The organism is Lysinibacillus piscis (genome assembly GCF_026012395.1).
In the GTDB taxonomy this organism is placed as follows: domain Bacteria; phylum Bacillota; class Bacilli; order Bacillales_A; family Planococcaceae; genus Lysinibacillus; species Lysinibacillus piscis.
The window spans coordinates 103,275-124,063 of sequence record NZ_BRZA01000004.1 but is presented as its reverse complement, the minus strand read 5'-3'; the positions used below and the strand labels follow the sequence as shown (position 1 = coordinate 124,063).

General features: G+C 37.7%; 20 protein-coding genes and 1 tRNA gene. 18 read left to right on the top strand and 3 right to left on the bottom strand.

Annotation, left to right across the window (positions count from 1 at the left end):
- Positions 1 to 45: 45 nt before the first annotated feature.
- The 7 genes from OPF91_RS15000 (at position 46) to OPF91_RS14970 (ending at position 6,823) form a co-directional block, all read left to right on the top strand.
- Positions 46 to 1,569 (top strand): tetratricopeptide repeat protein, encoded by a 1,524-nt coding sequence (locus OPF91_RS15000; protein ID WP_264989714.1) that lies wholly within the window; start codon positions 46 to 48, stop codon positions 1,567 to 1,569.
- 76 nt (positions 1,570 to 1,645) lie between these two features.
- A complete protein-coding gene (gene trxB, locus OPF91_RS14995) occupies positions 1,646 to 2,590 on the top strand; it encodes a thioredoxin-disulfide reductase (RefSeq protein ID WP_264989713.1) in 945 nt (314 codons plus the stop codon).
- A 455-nt stretch (positions 2,591 to 3,045) separates the two neighbouring features.
- On the top strand, positions 3,046 to 3,513 hold the full coding sequence (locus OPF91_RS14990; protein WP_264989712.1) for an NUDIX domain-containing protein: 468 nt from the start codon (positions 3,046 to 3,048) through the stop codon (positions 3,511 to 3,513).
- 101 nt (positions 3,514 to 3,614) lie between these two features.
- The gene (rapZ, locus tag OPF91_RS14985; protein WP_264989711.1) at positions 3,615 to 4,502 is read left to right on the top strand and encodes an RNase adapter RapZ; all 888 of its coding nucleotides are present in this window, start codon (positions 3,615 to 3,617) and stop codon (positions 4,500 to 4,502) included.
- A 4-nt stretch (positions 4,503 to 4,506) separates the two neighbouring features.
- Positions 4,507 to 5,487 carry a gluconeogenesis morphogenetic factor MgfK gene (gene mgfK / locus OPF91_RS14980; RefSeq protein ID WP_264989710.1) on the top strand — a complete coding sequence of 327 codons (981 nt, stop codon included), beginning with the start codon at positions 4,507 to 4,509 and terminating at the stop codon, positions 5,485 to 5,487.
- A gap of 48 nt (positions 5,488 to 5,535) precedes the next feature.
- Positions 5,536 to 6,483 carry a DNA-binding protein WhiA gene (whiA, locus tag OPF91_RS14975; RefSeq protein ID WP_264989709.1) on the top strand — a complete coding sequence of 316 codons (948 nt, stop codon included), beginning with the start codon at positions 5,536 to 5,538 and terminating at the stop codon, positions 6,481 to 6,483.
- 82 nt (positions 6,484 to 6,565) lie between these two features.
- Positions 6,566 to 6,823 (top strand): HPr family phosphocarrier protein, encoded by a 258-nt coding sequence (locus tag OPF91_RS14970; RefSeq protein WP_264989708.1) that lies wholly within the window; start codon positions 6,566 to 6,568, stop codon positions 6,821 to 6,823.
- Positions 6,824 to 6,861: 38 nt separating this feature from the next.
- On the opposite strand, the gene clpP is transcribed toward OPF91_RS14970, so the two are convergent.
- Complete coding sequence (gene clpP, locus OPF91_RS14965) at positions 6,862 to 7,443, bottom strand: ATP-dependent Clp endopeptidase proteolytic subunit ClpP (protein WP_264989707.1); 582 nt, start codon at positions 7,441 to 7,443, stop codon at positions 6,862 to 6,864.
- Between the two features lie 298 nt (positions 7,444 to 7,741).
- Here clpP and OPF91_RS14960 point away from each other — a divergent pair.
- The 4 genes from OPF91_RS14960 (at position 7,742) to OPF91_RS14945 (ending at position 10,569) form a co-directional block, all read left to right on the top strand.
- A tRNA-Arg gene (locus OPF91_RS14960) sits at positions 7,742 to 7,816 on the top strand.
- Between the two features lie 441 nt (positions 7,817 to 8,257).
- A complete protein-coding gene (locus OPF91_RS14955) occupies positions 8,258 to 9,049 on the top strand; it encodes a basic amino acid ABC transporter substrate-binding protein (protein ID WP_264989706.1) in 792 nt (263 codons plus the stop codon).
- A gap of 96 nt (positions 9,050 to 9,145) precedes the next feature.
- Entirely contained in the window at positions 9,146 to 9,850 is a 705-nt protein-coding gene (locus OPF91_RS14950; protein WP_264989704.1) for an amino acid ABC transporter permease, read from the top strand.
- Positions 9,847 to 10,569 carry an amino acid ABC transporter ATP-binding protein gene (locus OPF91_RS14945; protein ID WP_264989703.1) on the top strand — a complete coding sequence of 241 codons (723 nt, stop codon included), beginning with the start codon at positions 9,847 to 9,849 and terminating at the stop codon, positions 10,567 to 10,569. Before OPF91_RS14950 ends, OPF91_RS14945 begins: the two co-directional genes overlap by 4 nt.
- A gap of 50 nt (positions 10,570 to 10,619) precedes the next feature.
- Here OPF91_RS14945 and OPF91_RS14940 read toward each other — a convergent pair whose 3' ends face one another.
- Complete coding sequence (locus tag OPF91_RS14940) at positions 10,620 to 11,234, bottom strand: spore coat protein (RefSeq protein ID WP_264989702.1); 615 nt, start codon at positions 11,232 to 11,234, stop codon at positions 10,620 to 10,622.
- A 132-nt stretch (positions 11,235 to 11,366) separates the two neighbouring features.
- Between OPF91_RS14940 and OPF91_RS14935 the strand changes: the two genes are divergently transcribed.
- The 7 genes from OPF91_RS14935 (at position 11,367) to eno (ending at position 18,933) form a co-directional block, all read left to right on the top strand.
- Positions 11,367 to 11,606: a glutaredoxin family protein gene (locus OPF91_RS14935; protein WP_264989701.1), complete on the top strand. Its 240-nt coding sequence runs from the start codon at positions 11,367 to 11,369 to the stop codon at positions 11,604 to 11,606.
- Between the two features lie 237 nt (positions 11,607 to 11,843).
- The gene (locus OPF91_RS14930; protein ID WP_264989700.1) at positions 11,844 to 12,872 is read left to right on the top strand and encodes a sugar-binding transcriptional regulator; all 1,029 of its coding nucleotides are present in this window, start codon (positions 11,844 to 11,846) and stop codon (positions 12,870 to 12,872) included.
- Positions 12,873 to 12,969: 97 nt separating this feature from the next.
- Positions 12,970 to 13,986 carry a type I glyceraldehyde-3-phosphate dehydrogenase gene (gene gap / locus OPF91_RS14925; protein WP_264989698.1) on the top strand — a complete coding sequence of 339 codons (1,017 nt, stop codon included), beginning with the start codon at positions 12,970 to 12,972 and terminating at the stop codon, positions 13,984 to 13,986.
- 153 nt (positions 13,987 to 14,139) lie between these two features.
- A complete protein-coding gene (locus OPF91_RS14920; protein ID WP_264989697.1) occupies positions 14,140 to 15,324 on the top strand; it encodes a phosphoglycerate kinase in 1,185 nt (394 codons plus the stop codon).
- An 18-nt stretch (positions 15,325 to 15,342) separates the two neighbouring features.
- Positions 15,343 to 16,104, top strand: coding sequence for a triose-phosphate isomerase (tpiA, locus tag OPF91_RS14915; protein WP_264989696.1), 762 nt, complete (start codon positions 15,343 to 15,345; stop codon positions 16,102 to 16,104).
- The gene (gpmI, locus tag OPF91_RS14910; RefSeq protein WP_264989695.1) at positions 16,097 to 17,638 is read left to right on the top strand and encodes a 2,3-bisphosphoglycerate-independent phosphoglycerate mutase; all 1,542 of its coding nucleotides are present in this window, start codon (positions 16,097 to 16,099) and stop codon (positions 17,636 to 17,638) included. Before tpiA ends, gpmI begins: the two co-directional genes overlap by 8 nt.
- Positions 17,639 to 17,640: 2 nt before the next feature.
- Positions 17,641 to 18,933, top strand: a complete 1,293-nt coding sequence (gene eno / locus OPF91_RS14905) for a phosphopyruvate hydratase (protein WP_264989694.1) — start codon at positions 17,641 to 17,643, stop codon at positions 18,931 to 18,933.
- A 132-nt stretch (positions 18,934 to 19,065) separates the two neighbouring features.
- Here the strand turns inward: eno and OPF91_RS14900 are convergent, their stop codons facing one another.
- The gene (locus tag OPF91_RS14900; RefSeq protein WP_264989693.1) at positions 19,066 to 20,757 is read right to left on the bottom strand and encodes an alkaline phosphatase; all 1,692 of its coding nucleotides are present in this window, start codon (positions 20,755 to 20,757) and stop codon (positions 19,066 to 19,068) included.
- Between the last annotated feature and the right edge of the window lie 32 nt (positions 20,758 to 20,789).

Below are 20,789 nucleotides of genomic sequence, written 5' to 3'. Positions count from 1 at the left end.
GGAACGTATAATGCGTTCCTTATTTCTTGTTTCGGAGGAAATAATTTGGAAAAGAAACGTCAAAAGGACAATCAAACAAATGTAGTATCGTTTATTCCGACAGGTGACTATTATTATAAAAAATCCATTCAAGCCATGAATAGTGGACAAATGGCAAAGGCTTATAAATATTTACAGCGTGCCGTAGCATTAAGCCCTGACGATGCTATGATTTTACTGCAATTAGCGATTATGGAGCTAGAAGGTCAACGCTTTGAAGAAGCATACGGATTGTTGCAACATGCCTATCAGCTAGATGCAGAAAATCCAGAAATTATTTTTTATATGGCAGAAGTGTCGGGCTGTGTAGGAATTATACAAGATGCTAAACGCTTTGCAGAGCGCTATCTGGAATTAGAGCCAGAGGGAGCTTATGCGGATGAAGCCGCAGAAATATTAGAGTTTGTCGCTTTTGAGCAGGATGAATTTGAAGAGCTTGATGGTACAGGAGAAGAACTGTATCGGCAAGAGCAGGCAAGACGGTGTATGGAGAAAGGGGATTTCCCTGAAGCGATTGCCATGTTAGAAGCTTTAATAGAGGAACGACCATATTTGTGGTCAGCCTATAATAATTTAGCCCTTGCTTATTTTTATGTAGGAGAAGCGGAGCAAGCAAAAGCATTATTAAATGAAGTATTACGTGAAAATAAAGGGAATTTGCATGCGCTTTGTAATTTAACAGTCATTGCTTATTATGAAAAAAATGAAGAAGAACTTCAAGATTTATTGATGCTTCTGATGAAAATTCAACCTTATGCATGGGAGCATCGTTATAAATTAGGAGCGACTCTAGCTCTAGTAGGACAATATGAACTAGCTTATAAATGGTTGCGTAGCATGCAAAAAAGAGGATACATAGGTGATGCAGGCTTTTATTTTTGGCTAGCACATGCAGCGTATTTTTCTGGTTATGAAGCGATTGCGAAAGATGCATGGCAAGAATTATTAGATATGGACCCAGAGAAAGAAGGATTTGAGCCTTGGCGTCAGCAGGAGAATGAGTATGTGCTTGATGCACTAGAGCATGATCGTGATTTTATTATCGAAAAATTACAAAGTGAGTATACGAGTGAGCGTATTTTTGGCTTGTTTCTAGTAAGTTGTTCGGCACATAAACAAGAAATTATGGCACATCCTAAATGGATTGATGTGGAGCAATGTAATGCGTTAGAGAAATTATTTTTAGCCTATGCGCTTGGTCATGAATTTGATATGAAAAATAAAGTGGAGGCTTGCTTTTTACGAGCTGTTCAAGTACCAGAAGTGCTTTTAGCGCAATATGGTAAACTAACGCCATTTATTGTGCCGATGTTTCAAATTTGGTTTACGCTGTGTGAACAAGCATTAGTGAAAAATTATCGTTTTACGAATCCGAATGCACTAGCTGGAGCAAATGATTATTTATTTCGCTCTGCACGTATGTTAAATGTGACGAAAAAAGAAATTGCTCAGCAATACAATATTTCTGTAGCCACTTTATCGAAGTATATCGATGAAATGTTAACGTTCTTGCCATATAGTCAGGATTAAGTCGTGAGCAACTTAGTTGAATAACATATCACTTTCACATACGATGAAGTTAGTATTCGTTTAGGAGGAGTTTAGGATGTCAGAAGAAAAAATTTATGATGTTGTCATCATTGGGGCAGGACCTGCTGGGATGACGGCTGCAGTGTATACATCTCGTGCAAATCTTGCCACATTAATGCTAGAACGTGGTATTCCAGGTGGGCAAATGGCTAACACAGAAGAAGTTGAAAACTATCCAGGATTTGAAACGATTTTAGGGCCAGAATTATCAACGAAAATGTTTGAGCATGCGAAGAAATTTGGCGCAGAATATGCTTATGGCGATGTAAATGAAATTATTGATGGTGAAGAATATAAAATCATTAAATCGGGTGCAAAAGAATATAAAACACGTGCTATTATTATTGCGACTGGTGCAGAATATAAAAAAATGGGTGTGCCTGGTGAGCAAGAGCTTGGTGGTCGTGGTGTCAGCTATTGTGCTGTATGTGACGGTGCATTCTTTAAACAAAAAAATCTTGTCGTTGTAGGTGGCGGTGATTCGGCAGTAGAAGAAGGCGTGTATTTAACACGTTTTGCTGATAAAGTGACAATTGTTCATCGACGTGATCAATTACGTGCACAAAAAATTCTTCAAGATCGTGCGTTTGCCAACGACAAAATTGATTTCATTTGGAATGCAACAGTGAAAGAAATTAATGAAGCAAATGGTAAAGTGGGTAGCGTGACATTACAATCAACAGTGGATGGGACAGAGTCTGAATTTATAGCAGATGGTGTCTTTGTTTATATCGGCATGTTGCCATTAACAAAACCATTCCAAGCATTAGGCATTTTGAATGATGCAGGCTATATTGTGACAAATGAAACAATGGAAACGAATGTACCTGGTATTTTTGCAGCTGGTGATGTACGTGAAAAAACATTGCGTCAAATTGTGACAGCAACGGGTGATGGAAGTATTGCAGCACAAGCGGCACAGCATTACATTGAAAACTTGTTAGAAAAAATAAAAGCGTAAATTTTAATATGCTTTTAATATTGTTGTAACTTGAATGACATACAAAGGGTGTACAATAAGAGTTGTAATTAGCAATCCCCCTTTATTTTATCCGAATAGGCTACTCCACTTTTGTAGGTGGGGTAGCTTATTTTTTTATCTTAGAGAATGTTACAGAAAAGCTCAACGTAACCAATAGCGACAATCGCCAGGTGTAAGAGCAATTCATTCACAAAAGCAGGTGGATGCTTTAGCGGAACGTTTAGTTATGATTGAGAATAAATTACGTGAAGGACCTGTTCAAAAAAACTGAGCATGTAGTGGGTATCCAAATGCCCATTCCCCTTTCATATAGAAAACCTAGATGCAATTAGGCTAGGGCATAATTGATTTATTGAAAGAACGAATTCAAGACAAATGATACTTGCTCTTGTTATAATGGAGAATAGAATGCAAAAGAGATTAGAGGTGTGGCTATGCAAAGAATTGCAAATTTACTTGCCATTAAAGATGGGAAAGTTTTATTATTACAAAAACCAAGACGCGGCTGGTATGTAGCGCCAGGTGGAAAAATGGAAAGCGGAGAATCCATTTATGAGGCAGCCGTTCGTGAATTTCAGGAGGAAACGAATGTTATCCCGCATCATGCACATTTAAAAGGTGTCTATACGATGGTCATCAAAGAAAATGATATGGTCGTGGATGAATGGATGCTTTATACATTCGTGGCGAAAGATATCGAAGGAACGCCATTTGAAGAAACACGAGAAGGTAAATTAGCATGGCATCCAATCGAGGATTTAGCACATTTACCAATGGCTGAAGGCGATCGAACAAATTTACAGTTTGTTGTTTCACAAGCAGCAGGTATTCAATATGGCACATTTGAATATACCACTAATTTTGAATTGCTTCATGAAAAGATACAGCATTCAATTGAATAGGAAAGCTAGCAGTTATTTATGATAACGTTAACTAATAACTATTAATCAAAGGAATTACCACGAAGTAGCAGTTAATTATGATATAAGGGAGCTGTTTAACAGTGATAGTTGAAAATCAACAAAGTACACATGAATTGGTGATAATCACGGGAATGTCTGGTGCTGGAAAAACAGTAGCGATTCAAAGCTTTGAAGATTTAGGATATTACTGTATTGATAATTTACCACCGGCATTATTAACAACTTTTTTAACGCTACTAAAAGATTCAGGGAAAAATAGCACACGTATTGCAGCTGTAATGGACATGCGTGGTGGTGATTTTTTTGACTCACTTATTGATGCTTTAGACCAAATGTTAAAAGCGGAAGATATTGCGATTCGTATTTTATTTTTAGATGCGGATGATGCTACATTAGTTAGACGTTATAAAGAAACAAGACGCTCACATCCTTTAGCAATCAATGGTTTGCCTTTAGAAGGAATTCAACAAGAAAGAATGCTATTGTCAGAAATCAAAGGACGCGCACAATTTGTCTATAACACATCCAAAATGAAGCCGAAAGATTTACGAGAAAAAATTGCACAAGCATTTGCTAAAGATGCGACGAATACATTCTCAATTAATGTTATGTCCTTCGGTTTTAAGCATGGGATTCCAATCGATGCAGATTTAGTATTTGATGTTCGTTTTTTAAAAAACCCATACTATATTGAGGAGCTACGCCATAAAACAGGTCTACAGACGGAAGTTTCTTCATATGTTTTAGCTTTAGACGATACACAAACACTCATTCAAAAATTAACCGATTTATTTGAATTTATGATTCCCTTATATCGACAAGAGGGAAAATCACAGCTTGTCATTGCTTTTGGCTGTACAGGTGGGCAACATCGTTCTGTCACATTGGCTGAATACTTTGGTGCATACTTCACTGGCAAAGAGCATGCCTTCATTACACATCGTGATATCAATCATAGGAAGGATTGAGTAAATGAAAAAGAAGCAAACAAAGCTCGTTGTTATCGGAGGAGGCACAGGTCTTTCGACATTAGTTCGTGGATTGAAGCATCATCCATTTGATATTACAGCAATTGTAACAGTGGCAGATGATGGAGGCTCTTCAGGGCGACTTCGTGATGACTATGATATTCCACCTCCTGGCGATGTGCGGAATGTGATTGCCGCATTATCGGATGTAGAGCCACTTGTAGAGCAAATGTTTCAATATCGTTTTTCTACATCAGAAGACTTAGGTGGACATTCTCTAGGTAATTTGATGCTAACCGCATTAACAGATATTACAGGTGATTTCAATCGGGCGATTAGTGAAATGGGCAAAGTGCTAAAAGTACATGGACGTGTAATACCAGCAGCAAATAAAAAAATTAACTTACATGCAGAGTTTGAAGATGGTTCAATAGTTGAAGGAGAATCGAAAATCCCAATGGCTAAAAAACGCATCCATCGCGTTTTTTTAGTGCCTGAAAATGTGACAGCATTACCAGAAGCTATTCGAGCAATCCAGCGTGCGGATTATATTTTAGTAGGGCCTGGTAGTTTATACACAAGCATCATCCCCAATTTACTTGTCAAAGAAATTGGAGAAGCTGTGTTGAAAGCAAAAGGTCGGAAAATTTATGTATGCAATTTGATGACGCAAAAAGGAGAAACCATTAGCTATACAGCGGGAGACCATGTACACGCTATACATCAACATGTAGGACAGCCATTTATTGATGCGATTTTAGTGAATGATAAAACATTGCCGAGCCCTGTCAAGGAATTGTATAAGGAAGAAAGTGCGGAGCCAGTTACTTTTGATGTAGCTAAGCTTGAGAGTATGGGCTTAGAGGTGATTCAGCGTGATATTGCTACTATCCGTCAAGATGGGGCGGTTCGTCATAATTCAGCTAATGTTGCTGAGTGGCTAGTAGATTATGTGAACGGTTACCATGCTAGAAAAAGTGATTAACGTATATGAAAGAATAGACATATACATAGTATAGAAAGGAGGGAGCTTATGTCTTTCGCTTCTGAAACAAAGAAGGAATTAACACAAATAGAAGCAGACAATCATTGTATGAAAGCGGAGGTATCTGCCTTAATTCGTATGAATGGCTCACTATCCTTTGCCAATAAACAGCTTAGCTTAGACGTACAAACTGAAAATGCAGCTATTGCGAGACGGCTGTATACGATTATGAAGAAGTTATATCCATATAATGTAGAATTACTTGTACGAAAAAAAATGCGCTTGAAAAAAAATAACGTCTATATTTGCCGTGTGCGAGAAGGAGCACGTGAATTGCTGACGGATTTAGAAATCATTTCGAGTGATTTTCAATTTAACCATACGATTTCTAAAAAACTGATTAAGAAAAGTGGTCAAAAAAGAGCCTATTTACGAGGGGCTTTTTTAGCAGGAGGCTCTGTTAATAATCCTGAAACATCTGCCTACCATTTAGAAATTTATTCTTTATACAAAGAACATGGTGAGGCTTTGATGGATTTGATGAATGAATTTGAATTGAATGCCAAAACCATTGAACGTAAAAAGGGATTTGTGACCTATTTAAAAGAAGCAGAGAAAATTTCAGATTTCTTAAATATTGTGAGTGCCCATCAAGCAATGATGAAATTTGAGGATGTTCGGATATTACGAGATATGCGAAATAGTGTGAATCGCATCGTGAATTGTGAAACGGCTAACTTGAATAAAACAATCGGGGCTGCATTGCGCCAAGTGGAGAATATTCGTTTTATCGAAAATACAATTGGGCTGGATCAACTACCAGAGAAACTAAGAGAAATTGCAAGATTGCGTGTAGAATATCAAGATGTTACATTGAAAGAGCTAGGCGAAATGGTATCGAGTGGCTCAGTGAGTAAATCGGGTGTGAATCATCGGTTAAGAAAAATTGATGAAATTGCAGATGCTTTAAGAAATGGTGAAAGCATCGGTAAATAATGTTGGAAAATGGAAGAATAATTTAGCGAGGGGAAGTCCTCGCTGAATGTTCATATAGAATCTACTGAGGGAGTGGTTGTGAATGATAGAAAAAAGGGTGGATGTTAAATTGAAAGTGGGCTTACAAGCAAGGCAGGCAGCTATGTTCGTACAAGAGGCAAACCGTTTTCATGCAGATATTTTTATTGAAAAAAACGGCAAAAAGGTGAATGCCAAGTCGATTATGGGTGTGATGAGCTTAGCTATCGCGAGGGGAGCTGAAGTGATTGTCAGCACTGAAGGTCGGGATGAAGAGAAAGCGCTAACAATTTTAACAGCTCTTATTGAAAAAGAAGATTAAAAAAGGCATCCCTGTATACGGATGCCTTTTCTTTATGCTTATTTTTTCTCCATAATATGATCGATTAAACCATACTCTTTTGCACGTTCAGCTGTCATAAAGTTATCACGATCTGTATCACGAGCAATCACTTCAAGTGGCTGACCAGTACGCTCTGATAAAATACCATTTAACTTTTCACGTAAGAATAAAATACGTTTAGCAGCAATTTCAATTTCCGTTGCTTGCCCTTGTGCACCACCTAATGGTTGATGAATCATTACTTCAGCATTCGGAAGGGCAAAACGTTTACCAGGCTCACCAGCCGCTAGTAAAAATGCACCCATTGATGCAGCCATACCGATACAAATTGTTTGAACTTGTGGCTTGATAATTTGCATTGTGTCATAAATCGCCATACCAGCAGTAATAGAGCCACCTGGTGAGTTGATGTAAAGTGAAATGTCTTTATCTGGATCTTCAGCTTGTAGGAATAAAAGCTGCGCCACGATTGAGTTTGCGACATTATCATCAATCGCACTGCCCAATAAGATGATGCGATCCTTTAGTAGACGTGAGTAAATGTCATAGGCACGTTCACCACGGCTCGTTTGTTCAATAACTGTAGGAATTAAATTCATGTTAAATCCTCCTTGGAAACTAAAATTCGACTACCTTTGCTGAAAGACAATATGTATTTCAGCTGTATCCTTATCATACACACGATAGTCAATAAAGGTCAAATATTAACCCCAATAAAATCTAATTAAAAAGATTTATATTTTTTAGTTGAAAAATGAATCATTCATATGTATAATAGTAAAGTCATAAGATTAAGAGTACGCTACACTATTTTGCTGGTATGCTTCACATATTTGGAGTATCTACAATATGCTTTTTGATAAGCCTTGAGTGAGTACTTTTTTTTTGTATTTATTTACCCTCGTGGTGTAATGGATAACACGTAAGATTCCGGTTCTTGCGCTGGGGGTTCGATTCCCTCCGAGGGTGCCATTTTACTATTAAGAAAACCTTGCTATATTTTAGAAGGACCTCACAAACGTTATTGTACCAACGTTTGTGGGGTCTTTCTATTTATATGAAAGAAATTTGCGACTATTGGGATAAAATGTGTCTAAATGTTATTGTAAGCATGGTTGTAAGGAATTTTTATTTTCTTACACAAAGTGTGTAAAATTTTGCATAGAGAAATTTGGTAAAATGGAGCGTTATAAACATGAGCAAGCGATATCACTCATATAAATCTATGAATAAAGTAAATATAATTTGAATAAATATTCCGTTTATGTTATATTTATTATTGATTTTTGTTATTGAAATTATTGTTAATAATTTTTTTGAAAAAACGATTGCTTTTCAATTGAGAGTGTTACTATAATTAATTCAATAATCAGATATTTTAGAATTAAAAGATGTTTGTTAGGGGGAATAATAATGAAAAAAAGATTGTCGATGTTAGTAATGGTAGTCGCTGCTTTCATGCTAGTATTAGCTGGTTGTGGTACAAAAGAAGGTGGTTCTGCTGATGGTGGGAAAAAAGTATATAAAGTTGGAACAGAGGCTACTTTCGCTCCATTTGAATCTGTTGATGCTTCTGGGAAGATTGTTGGGATTGATGTAGATATTTTACAGGCTATTGCAGATGAAATGGACTTTGCTGTGGAATGGGAAAATATTGGATGGGAACCTGTTTTCCAAGCTGTTAAAAATGGCGAAAAAGATCTTGGTGCGTCAGGCATTACCATTACAGAAGACCGCCAACAAGAATTCGATTTCACAGATCCATATTATAATTCACAGTTAGTGATTGTTGTAAAAGAGGATTCACCGATTACAGAGGATTCACAAATTACACCATTGGAGCAATTAAAGGATAAAAAGATATCTGTACAAATTAATGCAACAGGTCATGTTGCAGCACAAAAATTACAAGGTGAAAAAAGTACAAATATTTTTGCTTATGAAACACAACCAATTGCTATTCAAGAAATGTTAAATGGCAATGTAGACGCAACTATTGGAGATAATGCTGTTGTGTATGAGTACATTAAGGCACATCCAGACCAAAAATTAAAAGTAATAGAAGATAAAACATTTGAAATTGAGCACTATGGCTTTATGGTTAAAAAAGGTAATAAAGAATTGTTAGATTTATTAAATGAAGGCCTTAAAAAAATTAAAGAAAACGGGAAGTATAAAGAAATTACAGGTATTGATATCAAATAAGTAATAGAGAAGTATTATTTGATATGTATGAAGCTGCTGGGATATAGCCAAAAATCGGTTATGTCCCAACTTCTTATTTGATGGGAGGGCTGAAGAATGAACTTCTTTGACTTAGATTGGCACAGTGTTTGGAACTACCGAGATATGTTTATACGTGGTATAGGGATAACGCTTATATTAACATTGAGTGGCTATTTTGGTGGGATTATTTTTGGATTATTTTTAGGTTTAGGAAAGCTATCAACGAAAAAATGGATTTATTGGCCTTGTAAAATTTATGTAGATTTATTCCGTGGAACACCAATGCTTGTACAAATTTTATTAATTCATTTAGCCGTTATTCCGACAATATTCGGACATTCTTTAGGATATATGGTTTCGGGGATTACAGCACTTATTTTAAATTGTGCCGCATACAATGCAGAGATTTTCCGTGCAGGGATTCAAAGTATTCCAAAGGGACAAATGGAGGCAGCACGTTCATTAGGTTTAACACATTGGCAAGCGATGCGTAAAGTGATATTACCACAAGCATTTAGACGTATGATTCCACCACTTGGTAATGAATTTATTGCACTACTAAAAGATTCATCATTAGTTACAGTTATTGCTGCACCAGATATTTTATATGCAAGTAAAGTGGTAGCAGGTGCAACTTTCCGCTTCTGGGAACCATATTTAGTGGCAGCTGTCTTATATTTAGTATTAACATACGGTGTTACAAAACTGGTAGCATTTGTTGAGAAGCGTTTAAGTACAAGCTATGTGCCTCGTAAAGCGAAAGGACGTGTAGCTTCATGATTAAAATTAAAAACTTACACAAATACTTTGGCAAATTAGAAGTGTTAAAAGGAATCGATTGCGAAATTAAAGAGCGAGAGGTTGTTTGTGTCATTGGACCATCAGGTTCTGGGAAAAGTACCTTTTTACGCTGTATTAATTTATTAGAGGACATTACGGATGGTTCTATTTATATTGAAAATGTTCAAGTCAATGATCCAAAAACAAATATTAATACCATCCGAGCTGAAGTGGGAATGGTTTTTCAGCAATTTAATTTGTTTCCACATATGACGGTGCTTGATAATATTACGATGGCACCTAAACAAATTCGTGGATTGGGACAAGCAGAAGCAGAAGCATTAGCACAGGAGCTTCTGAAAAAGGTTGGTCTTGCAAGTAAAGCCTATAACTATCCTGAACAATTGTCTGGTGGTCAACAGCAACGTGTAGCGATAGCACGAGCATTAGCAATGAAGCCTAAAGCGATCTTGTTTGATGAGCCGACATCTGCCCTTGACCCAGAGATGGTGCAAGAGGTACTTGATGTAATGAAAAATTTAGCAGCTGAAGGCATGACGATGATTGTCGTTACACATGAAATGGGCTTTGCACGTGAAGTGGGCGATCGTGTCATTTTCATGGACGGTGGCTATATTGTGGAAGAAGGAAAGCCAGAGGAGATTTTCAGCAATCCTCAACATAATCGAACAAAGGCATTTTTAAGTAAAGTTTTATAAAGGGATAAAGGGCAACGCAAATGATGAACCATTTGTGTTGCCCTTTTGTATTAATGTAGTGGATTAGTCGTTGTACCGTATTCATTTAGCAATGCTTGCATGTCTTGTGGTGAATATTGAGGGACTTGGTAGAAGCCTTGCTGATTTTGGTAAATAGATAATTCATACGCCATTTCAATACAGTTGGGAATACTATCGGCAACTACTCGTCGCACAACAGGGTTAGTTGTTTCGGTAGCAGCAGCAGTAAATGCTGTAGCCATACCCTTTTGAGCACCTAATAAAAAGCCTGAAACTGTCTCATCATTGAGTTCATTAGCATTTTGCATAGGTGTTTTAGGCTGCCCAGCTTGTAAGCCATATTTAAATTGATTACCTGTCTCCATTTGATAACGGCCAGTTGGTACACTTGGATCATGTCCCGTTCTGAATGCTTCAACAATCGTGTTGTACATACCTAATGTGAAGTTATATTGGCGATCCAATATATTGAGGAGTTCAGGGGATTTCACATGTGGTCTGCAAATAATGGCATGGTTCATAGCGGAAATAATTGTACCGATTGCTTCATGCATATCCATTAATTCATGTCCACCGTGATTGCAGCTTTGTTGTTGATTGAACGAGGTTGTTCCAGATGTTTCATTATGAAATGATTGTGACACAAAAAGCGCCTCCTTAAGCATATTTTTTATTGCAGTAGTTAGTATGGAATGTTTCAGTGATTTTATACGATTTTTTGGATATCTTCTTTTCAAAAGATGCTGTTACAATAATAATGGAAGGAGTGATACGACGTGCTGATTAAATTTTATAGTCGTGTGAATTGTCATTTATGTGAAGATGGTTTACTGACATTACGTCTTGTACAGGAGGACATACCTTTTACAATAGAAATCATTGATATCGAGCAGGATGATGTATTACATGAAAAATATATGTTGATGATTCCTGTTGTGGAAAAGGAAGGACAGGTTGTACAGTATGGCAATCTTGATTATGCGACATTAATGGAAAATTTAAGTATGAATCATTGAGGAGTCACAAATAATAAGTTATCCAAGTAACCTAACGCAATGGTTATTAGGATAACTCTTTTTTTGTTCTTTATTCTATTATATAGAAAGAATTTTTTTCGTTAGTACTAACAACATATTACAGAATATTTACTTGCTCTTTATGAAAAAGCGTACTATAATAAATTTATAAGTGGGACATAATTTTATATAGTGGGATAAAAAATAACCCACATCTATAAAAGGGAGTAGATGAAGATGTTATCTATACCTGAAGCGCAGCAAAAGCTACTTCCAGAAATGTATCCGCTTCTTCAATTGAGATATCGCATTTTGCAAACCATTCAGCTAATGCAGCCGATTGGAAGGAGAACACTTGCAGATTCGCTAAAAATGACTGAACGGGAAATCCGAAAAGAAACAGATGTTTTACGTGAGCAAGGGTTAATAGATTCTCGAAAATTGGGTATGGTATGTACAGAAGACGGTGCAATTATCATCGACAAGCTAAGAGCGTTGATTTATGAATGGTCTGGGCTCACACAATTAGCGAAGCGACTAGAAGATTACTTTGGGTTACAACAAGTGATTGTTGTGCCAGGTGATTATAATGAGGATGACACCGTATTAAATTTGTTAGGTAAAGAGGCTGCACAATGTTTTCAGTCTGCACTATTCGATGGTCAAGTCGTAGCGGTCACTGGCGGTAAAACAGTTGCTTCATTAACACCGTTTTTACACACAGCAGACACAGAAAATATTACATTTGTCGCTGCACGTGGTGGAATTGGACATGAAATGCAGATGCAAGCAAACACGCTTGTTTCCACTTTTGCTACACAAATGAATGTACAATACCGCACATTATTTTTACCCGAATATTTAAGTGAACCAGCGTATCGAGCATTGCTGACAGAGCCAATCGTAACAGAAATGATGGCTTATTATGAGCAGGCTGACTGTGTTATTCACGGCATTGGTTCTGCTGAAGAAATGGCGATTCGTCGTAATTCATCTCCTGAAGATTTGCAAACATTAGAGGAAAAAGGGGCAGTTAGTGAGGCCTTTGGTTATTACTTTAATGCAGATGGCGCGATTGTTCATCGCATTCGGACAATTGGTATTCAGCTTGAACAGGTCAACAACTGCAAGCAAGTTATTGCGATTGCAGCAGGTAAACAAAAATTGGAAGCAATCTTATCGTATTTTAAAGTTGCACCAAAACAAACCATTTTTATCACAGATGAAGCAGCAGCGAAAGCAGTTGCTCATGCAATTAGTTTATAGTCAGCAGATGGCAACATCTATTGATTAAAGATAAAGCTTTGTAGAAGTTATACAAGGCACAAAACAAATAATTAAACATTAATTGGAGGAATTAACAATGGCAGTAAAATTAGCGATTAACGGATTCGGACGTATTGGACGCAAAGTATTTCGTGAAGCAATGAATAACAGTGAAGTAGAAGTAGTTGCAATTAACGACTTAACAGATGCAGGTCAACTAGCGCATTTATTAAAGTATGACTCAGTACACGGTATCTATGACGCTGATGTACAAGCAGGAGAAAATTCTTTCACTGTGAACGGTAAAGAAATTAGAGTATATGCTGAAAGAGATCCAAAACAATTACCATGGGGCGAGTTAGATGTAGATATCGTTCTTGAATGTACAGGTATTTTCAGCGATAGAGAAAAATTAAGTTACCATTTACAAGCAGGTGCTAAAAAAGCAATTCTTTCAGCTCCAGCAAAAGGCGATGTGCCAACATATGTAATGGGCGTAAACCATGAAAGCTACAACCCAGAAACAGATGATGTATTATCAAATGCTTCTTGTACAACAAACTGTCTTGCACCATTAGCAAAAGTGTTAGACGAAAAATTCGGTATTCAACGTGGATTAATGACAACAATTCACTCTTATACAAATGACCAACGTATCCTTGACTTACCACACCCTGACTTACGTCGTGCACGTGCAGGTGCGTTATCAATGATTCCAACAACTACAGGTGCTGCAGTAGCGGTATCAAAAGTATTACCTCAACTAAAAGGTAAATTAGATGGTTTCTCTATGCGTGTGCCAACACCAAACGTATCTTGTGTGGACTTAGTTGCTGAATTGAACACAGATGTAACAATCGAAGACATAAATGCAGCACTTAAAGAAGCATCTGAAGGTTCATTAAAAGGTATTCTTGATTACAACGAATTACCATTAGTATCAAGCGATTACAATGGTAACGTAAGCTCTTCAACAATCGATGGTCTTTCTACAATGGTATTAGAAAACAGAATGGTAAAAGTTGTTTCATGGTATGACAACGAAAGTGGTTATTCTGCACGTCTATTAGACCTTGCATTATATGTAGCAAGCAAAGGTTTCAACAATAAATAATATAGCCTGAGTAGACAAAGGGGAATGGAGGAAGGGATTTTGCCCTTGCTCCATTTTCATTTTTAGCTCATAAATGGCAAGACATTGCATGTGACTTTTGCTACTATAAAATTGTAGGCGAAGTACATCTAACATGTTGAAGGAGGCTTTTTGATGTTAAATAAAAAAACGATGAAAGATATTGATGTGAAAGGGAAGCGCGTATTTGTACGTGTAGACTTTAATGTGCCGATGGAAAACGGTGCGATTACAGATGACACACGTATTCGAGCAGCTATTCCAACAATTGAATATTTAGTAGAACAAGGTGCAAAAGTCATTTTAGCCTCTCACTTAGGTCGTCCAAAGGGTGCGGTCAATGAAGATATGCGTTTAACAGCAGTAGGTGCTCGTTTAGCAGAGTTAACGAATAAGCCTGTCACAAAATTAGATGAGTCCATTGGCCAAGCAGTGGAAGAAGCTGTTGGCAACATGCAAGATGGCGATATCGTGCTACTTGAAAACGTACGCTTCCATGCGGGCGAAGAGAAAAATGATGCGGCACTTGCACAAAGCTTTGCACAATTAGCAGATGTCTATGTTAATGATGCATTTGGCGCTGCTCACCGTGCACATGCTTCAACAGAAGGAATTGCTAAACATATCCCAGCAGTATCAGGCTTCCTAATGGAAAAAGAGCTTGATGTTTTAGGGAAAGCATTATCTACTCCTGAACGTCCATTTACAGCGATTATTGGTGGAGCGAAAGTAAAGGATAAAATTGGCGTTATTGAAAACTTATTAGAAAAAGTAGACCATCTAATTATTGGTGGTGGGTTATCTTATACATTTATTAAAGCACAAGGCTATGAAATCGGTACGTCTTTATTAGAAGAAGATAAAATCGAGCTAGCAAAATCCTTCATTGAGAAAGCGAAAGAAAATGGCGTGCAGTTACATATGCCAACGGATGTTGTTATAGCGAATGAATTTTCAAAAGATGCAGAAACAAAAGTAGTAGAAATCGATGCTATTCCAGCAGATTGGATGGGCTTAGATATCGGTCCTAAAACAGCAGCTAATTATGCAGATGTAATCAATAATTCTAAATTGATTATTTGGAATGGACCAATGGGTGTTTTTGAAATGGACAAGTTTGCGAATGGTACAAAAACAGTAGCAGAGGCAATGGCTACAACAGCAGGCTATACAGTAATTGGTGGAGGAGATTCTGCTGCGGCTGTTGAAAAGTTTGGCGTTGCTGATAAAATGGACCATGTTTCTACAGGTGGCGGTGCTTCCTTAGAATTAATGGAAGGCAAAGAATTACCAGGCGTTGTAGCATTAAACGATAAATAATTATTGGGGGCAAAAACGATGCGTAAACCGATTATTGCAGGTAACTGGAAAATGTATAAAACATGGGATGAGGCAATTCAATTTGTTGAGGAAGTAGCAGACAAAATCCCTTCAAATGACAAAGTAGATGCAGTGATTTGTGCAACAGCACTTTACTTGCCAACACTTGTGCAAATGCAAGCCGAATCTGATTTAGCTTTTGGCGCACAAAATATGCACTATGAAAACGAAGGTGCATTTACTGGTGAAGTAAGTCCAACACAATTGGAGAGCGTTGGTGTGGATTATGTAGTGTTAGGTCACTCAGAGCGTCGTGAATACTACAATGAAACAGATGAAGCAATCAACAAAAAAGTAGCAGCTGCATTAGCACATAATATTGTGCCAATTATTTGCTGTGGTGAAACACTTGAAGAGCGTGAAGCAGGCACAACAGAGCAAAAGGTAGCTGGTCAAATTAAAGCGGCACTTGCTGGTTTTGATGCTGAGCAAGTGGCACATATGGTCATTGCGTATGAACCAATTTGGGCAATTGGCACAGGTAAGACAGCAACAGCAGATGATGCCAACCAAGTATGTGGCGCTATTCGTGCAGTCATTGCAGAGCTTTATAGTGCTGAAACGGCTGAAGCTGTACGCATTCAATACGGTGGCAGTGTGAAACCTGAAAATATTGAAGAGTTATTAACAAAAGAGCATATCGACGGTGCTTTAGTCGGTGGTGCAAGTTTAGAGCCAGCATCATATTTAAAATTATTGGAGGCGGCAGCAAATGCCTAAAAAGCCAGTAGCATTAATTATTTTAGATGGTTTTGCATTCCGTGATGAAACATTCGGTAATGCAGTAGCACAAGCACACAAGCCAAATTTCGATCGTTATTGGAGTACGTTCCCACATGCAACATTAACAGCAGCAGGTGAAGCTGTTGGTTTACCAGATGGGCAAATGGGGAATTCCGAAGTAGGGCACTTAAATATTGGTGCAGGCCGTATCGTTTATCAAAGCTTAACACGCTTAAATAAATCGATTCGTGAAGGTGACTTCTTTACAAATCAAGCTTTTTTAGATGCAGTAGACTATGCAAAAGCGAATAACTCAAAGCTGCACATTATGGGCTTATTATCAGATGGTGGTGTACATAGCCACTATGAGCATATGTTTGCTTTATTGAAACTTGCGAAACAGCAAGGCTTAGAAAAAGTTTTCGTTCATGGTTTCTTAGATGGTCGTGATGTTGGTCCAAAAACGGCATTAGACTATATTGAAGAAACAGAAAAGCAAATGGCAGAAATCGGTGTTGGTAAATTTGCTTCTATTCATGGACGCTATTATGCGATGGATCGTGATAAACGCTGGGACCGTGTGGCACTGACATACAATGTGTTAGTCGATGGTGTTGGTCAAACGGCTGATAGTGCTAAAAGTGGTGTAGCAGAGTCTTATGAACGTGACGTAACAGATGAATTTGTTATTCCGTTCAGCATTCAAGAGCATGGCGAGCCAGTAGCAACAATTGAAGATAATGATGCGATTATTTTCTTTAATTTCCGTCCTGACCGTGCGATTCAATTAGCAAAAGTATTCACAAACGGTGATTTTGATGGCTTTGCTTTATCTGCAAACCACCCGAGAAACCTCAAATTCGTATCTTTCACACATTATAGTGATGAGGTACATGCACAAGTTGCGTACGAAAATGACAATTTGAAAAATACGATTGGTGAAGTGTTAGCGACAAACGGCAAAACACAACTTCGCATTGCAGAAACAGAAAAATATCCACACGTTACCTTCTTTATGAGTGGTGGTCGTGAGGAGAAATTTGCAGGAGAAGAACGTATTTTAATTGCCTCTCCAAAGGTCGCAACATATGATTTGAAGCCTGAAATGAGTGCATATGAGGTAACAGAGGCATTAGTAGCAGAAATTGAGGCTGATAAATTCGATGGTATTCTGTTAAACTTTGCGAACCCAGATATGGTGGGGCATAGTGGTATGTTAGAGCCAACGATTAAAGCCATTGAAGCCGTCGATGAATGCCTTGGAAAAGTAGTAGATGCGATTCTTGCAAAAGATGGAGCAGCTATTATTACAGCTGACCACGGTAACTCTGATGAAGTATTAACATTAGAGGGCGCACCGATGACAGCTCATACAACAAATCCTGTGCCAGTCATTGTAACAAAATTAAATGTTACGTTAAGAAAAGACGGAATTTTAGCCGATTTGGCACCAACCATGTTAGAATTATTACAAGTGTCACAGCCTGTTGAAATGACAGGACAATCACTAATTGAAAAAGAGGAGAATTAATTATGCCATTTATTACACAAGTTTATGCACGCGAAGTTTTAGACTCACGTGGGAATCCAACAGTTGAAGTTGAAGTATTTACAGAATCAGGCGCATTCGGTCGTGCAATCGTACCATCAGGCGCATCTACAGGTGAATACGAAGCGGTAGAATTACGCGATGGTGACAACGCTCGTTACCTAGGCAAAGGTGTACTAAAAGCAGTGGAAAATGTTAACACGATTATTGCACAAGAATTAGAAGGTAACTATTCTGTTCTTGATCAAGTTGTGATCGACAAAGCATTAATCGAGCTAGATGGTACAGAAAACAAAGGCAAGCTAGGTGCAAATGCGATTCTAGGTGTGTCTATGGCAGTAGCACATGCTGCGGCAGATTATTTAGATGTACCTCTTTATCAATATCTTGGTGGCTTCAATGCAAAACAATTACCAGTACCAATGATGAACATCATCAACGGTGGTGCACATGCTGATAATAACGTGGATATTCAAGAATTCATGGTAATGCCAGTAGGCGCAGAATCATTCCGTCATGCATTACGTATGGGTGCTGAAATCTTCCATAACTTAAAAGCGGTATTAAAAGCGAAAGGTTATAACACAGCAGTAGGTGACGAAGGTGGTTTCGCACCAAACCTTGGCTCTAACGAAGAAGCAATTACTGTTATTTTAGAAGCGATTGAAAAAGCTGGCTACAAACCAGGTGAAGAAGTAAAATTAGCGATGGATGTTGCATCTTCTGAGTTATTCAATAAAGAAGATGGCAAATATCATTTAGCTGGTGAAGGTGTTGTGAAAACATCTGAAGAAATGGTGGACTGGTATGAAGAGCTAACAGCAAAATACCCAATCATTTCAATTGAAGATGGCTTAGATGAAAACGACTGGGCTGGTCATAAATTATTAACAGAGCGTATCGGTTCTCGCGTACAATTAGTAGGAGACGATTTATTCGTAACAAATACGAAAAAATTAGCTTCTGGTATTGAACAAGGTATCAGTAACTCTATCCTAATTAAAGTAAACCAAATCGGTACATTAACTGAAACATTTGATGCAATCGAAATGGCAAAACGCGCTGGTTACACAGCGGTTATCTCACACCGTTCTGGTGAGTCTGAAGATGCAACAATTGCAGATATTGCAGTAGCAACAAATGCTGGTCAAATTAAAACAGGTGCACCATCTCGTACAGACCGCGTAGCAAAATACAACCAACTGCTTCGTATCGAAGATCAACTTGGTGCAACATCTGAATTCCTTGGCTTAAATTCATTCTATAACTTAAAATAAGTAATAGTGAAAGTGCAAAAAGAGTGATTACCATCTATAAATGATGGGCATCACTCTTTTTTTTGTAAACTTAAACTGTATGTAAAATAATAAACCCAAGCATGTTTTGATATGCTTGGGTTCAGATAGATATTATTTGATTGCATCTAATAACTGCTTTGATACGTAAAATTCAGTGCCATTATAAACAGTAATAGTATCAAATGTTTTGAATGTAGTCGATTTTGAATTTTGCTCAAAGTACACGATATTTTTATTGACCGGAATTTTAATGGTTGTATCTCCTTTTTGTGCGACAAATTGTGGATTCTCTTTATTAGTTGTATCGATCGTTGTTGTGAAACCTTTGTCACTAAAAGCTTTTGTAGCAGGTATATATAAATTTTCTGTCAGTCGCTTTAAATCAAAGCCCATAAATTGTGCTGCTGCATGTGCCAAATCTGTGTTTTCTACCAGTCCTGTTACCTTTGAAGGGCCATATGAGTAAAGGAATACATCGTCCCCTGTATGTCCACCTGTTGTATAACCAATATTTGCGCGATTCGCTAACATTTTCACCATATCGTTGCCAACATTTTTAGATGCCTGTAATGTAGCTAGCTCCGCCTCTGTTAAATGATCTAAGCCATATAATGCAGCTACTTCAACAAGGTTAGAGTGGTCCTCTTTTAATTGACCTAACGCACCTTCAATAGTCATCGTTGCTTTTTTCAATGGGTCAATGTAAGCAGAAACAGGGATGCTTGAGTAAGTTGAAGATGTATTGAGATTACCCATTGTAATACCGCTATTCCCGTGGTCCGTCATCGCAATAACAAGTGTGTTCCCATCTTCTTTTGCAAAATCTACAGCTTTTTTCACTGCATCATCAAATGATAAAATATCGCTAATTATACCGATTGTGTCATTAGCATGTGCTGCCCAGTCTACTTTACTACCTTCTACAAATAAGAAGAAGCCATCTTGGTCCTTTTCCAATGTTTGAATCGCTTTTTCTGTCATTTCAGCAAGTGTAGGTTCAGTCGGATTTGTTTTTGCACGATCGAAATCATAAGCAAGTGCACCAGGTGCAAAGCTACCCCAAATTTTTGAAGATTGGCTACTCAAAAGTTCTTCACGTGTTTGCACAAAATCATAATTTTTATTTTTTAAAATGCTAATTAAATTTTCGCCATCTTTACGAGCATTTTTTACTGAACCAAGTTTAAAGCCTGAAGAGCTAGCATCTGCATTACCGTTTGTCGGAGCAGGTACTAAGGAATCAGAGCCACCACCTAAAACAACATCTATGTTTTGGTATACTTGCTGCTCAGCAATATGATCATAATGGCTTCTATGTGTAGCGTGTGCAGAAAAACCTGCTGGCGTAGCATGTTGAATTTCAGAAGTAGCAATAATACCTGTTGCTTTACCTTGCTGTTTCGCACCTTCTAAAACATTTGCTACAGGTCTAAATGCATCTTTTGCATCAATTGGTTGTAAACCTGGTGAGTTCACCACTTCTGGTAATACGCCCACTAATTTATCATTGGATTTATTACCAGTTGCCAATGCAGTAGCAGCAGGAGCGGAGTCTGTAATAGCAGATTCAGCGGAATAGGTACGCACTGCGCCTGTTAAAATTTCATCCATAGCTAATTTTTCACCTTTATACCAACGAGCAAGTGTTACCGCATTATTACTAGTTCCATCCATTACCATCATAATAACATTTTTAGGCTTTTTTACTTCAGCAGCATGTGCGTTTGGCTGTGCAATGCTAATCGATGATAATGTAACAGCACCAGCTAATAATAATGAACACCATTTTTTTGAATAACTCATACATTTCCTCCTTAATATCAAAGCTATTCTAA

Coding starts and splice junctions, on each gene's coding strand:
- tpiA (WP_264989696.1), top strand. CDS start 15,343: ATGCGTAAACCGATTATTGCAGGTAACTGGAAAATGTATAAAACATGG.
- gap (WP_264989698.1), top strand. CDS start 12,970: ATGGCAGTAAAATTAGCGATTAACGGATTCGGACGTATTGGACGCAAA.
- OPF91_RS14955 (WP_264989706.1), top strand. CDS start 8,258: ATGAAAAAAAGATTGTCGATGTTAGTAATGGTAGTCGCTGCTTTCATG.
- OPF91_RS14970 (WP_264989708.1), top strand. CDS start 6,566: ATGATAGAAAAAAGGGTGGATGTTAAATTGAAAGTGGGCTTACAAGCA.
- OPF91_RS14945 (WP_264989703.1), top strand. CDS start 9,847: ATGATTAAAATTAAAAACTTACACAAATACTTTGGCAAATTAGAAGTG.
- OPF91_RS14900 (WP_264989693.1), bottom strand. CDS start 20,757: ATGAGTTATTCAAAAAAATGGTGTTCATTATTATTAGCTGGTGCTGTT.
- trxB (WP_264989713.1), top strand. CDS start 1,646: ATGTCAGAAGAAAAAATTTATGATGTTGTCATCATTGGGGCAGGACCT.
- clpP (WP_264989707.1), bottom strand. CDS start 7,443: ATGAATTTAATTCCTACAGTTATTGAACAAACGAGCCGTGGTGAACGT.
- OPF91_RS14990 (WP_264989712.1), top strand. CDS start 3,046: ATGCAAAGAATTGCAAATTTACTTGCCATTAAAGATGGGAAAGTTTTA.
- OPF91_RS14930 (WP_264989700.1), top strand. CDS start 11,844: ATGTTATCTATACCTGAAGCGCAGCAAAAGCTACTTCCAGAAATGTAT.
- whiA (WP_264989709.1), top strand. CDS start 5,536: ATGTCTTTCGCTTCTGAAACAAAGAAGGAATTAACACAAATAGAAGCA.
- OPF91_RS14920 (WP_264989697.1), top strand. CDS start 14,140: ATGTTAAATAAAAAAACGATGAAAGATATTGATGTGAAAGGGAAGCGC.
- OPF91_RS14950 (WP_264989704.1), top strand. CDS start 9,146: ATGAACTTCTTTGACTTAGATTGGCACAGTGTTTGGAACTACCGAGAT.
- eno (WP_264989694.1), top strand. CDS start 17,641: ATGCCATTTATTACACAAGTTTATGCACGCGAAGTTTTAGACTCACGT.
- mgfK (WP_264989710.1), top strand. CDS start 4,507: ATGAAAAAGAAGCAAACAAAGCTCGTTGTTATCGGAGGAGGCACAGGT.
- gpmI (WP_264989695.1), top strand. CDS start 16,097: ATGCCTAAAAAGCCAGTAGCATTAATTATTTTAGATGGTTTTGCATTC.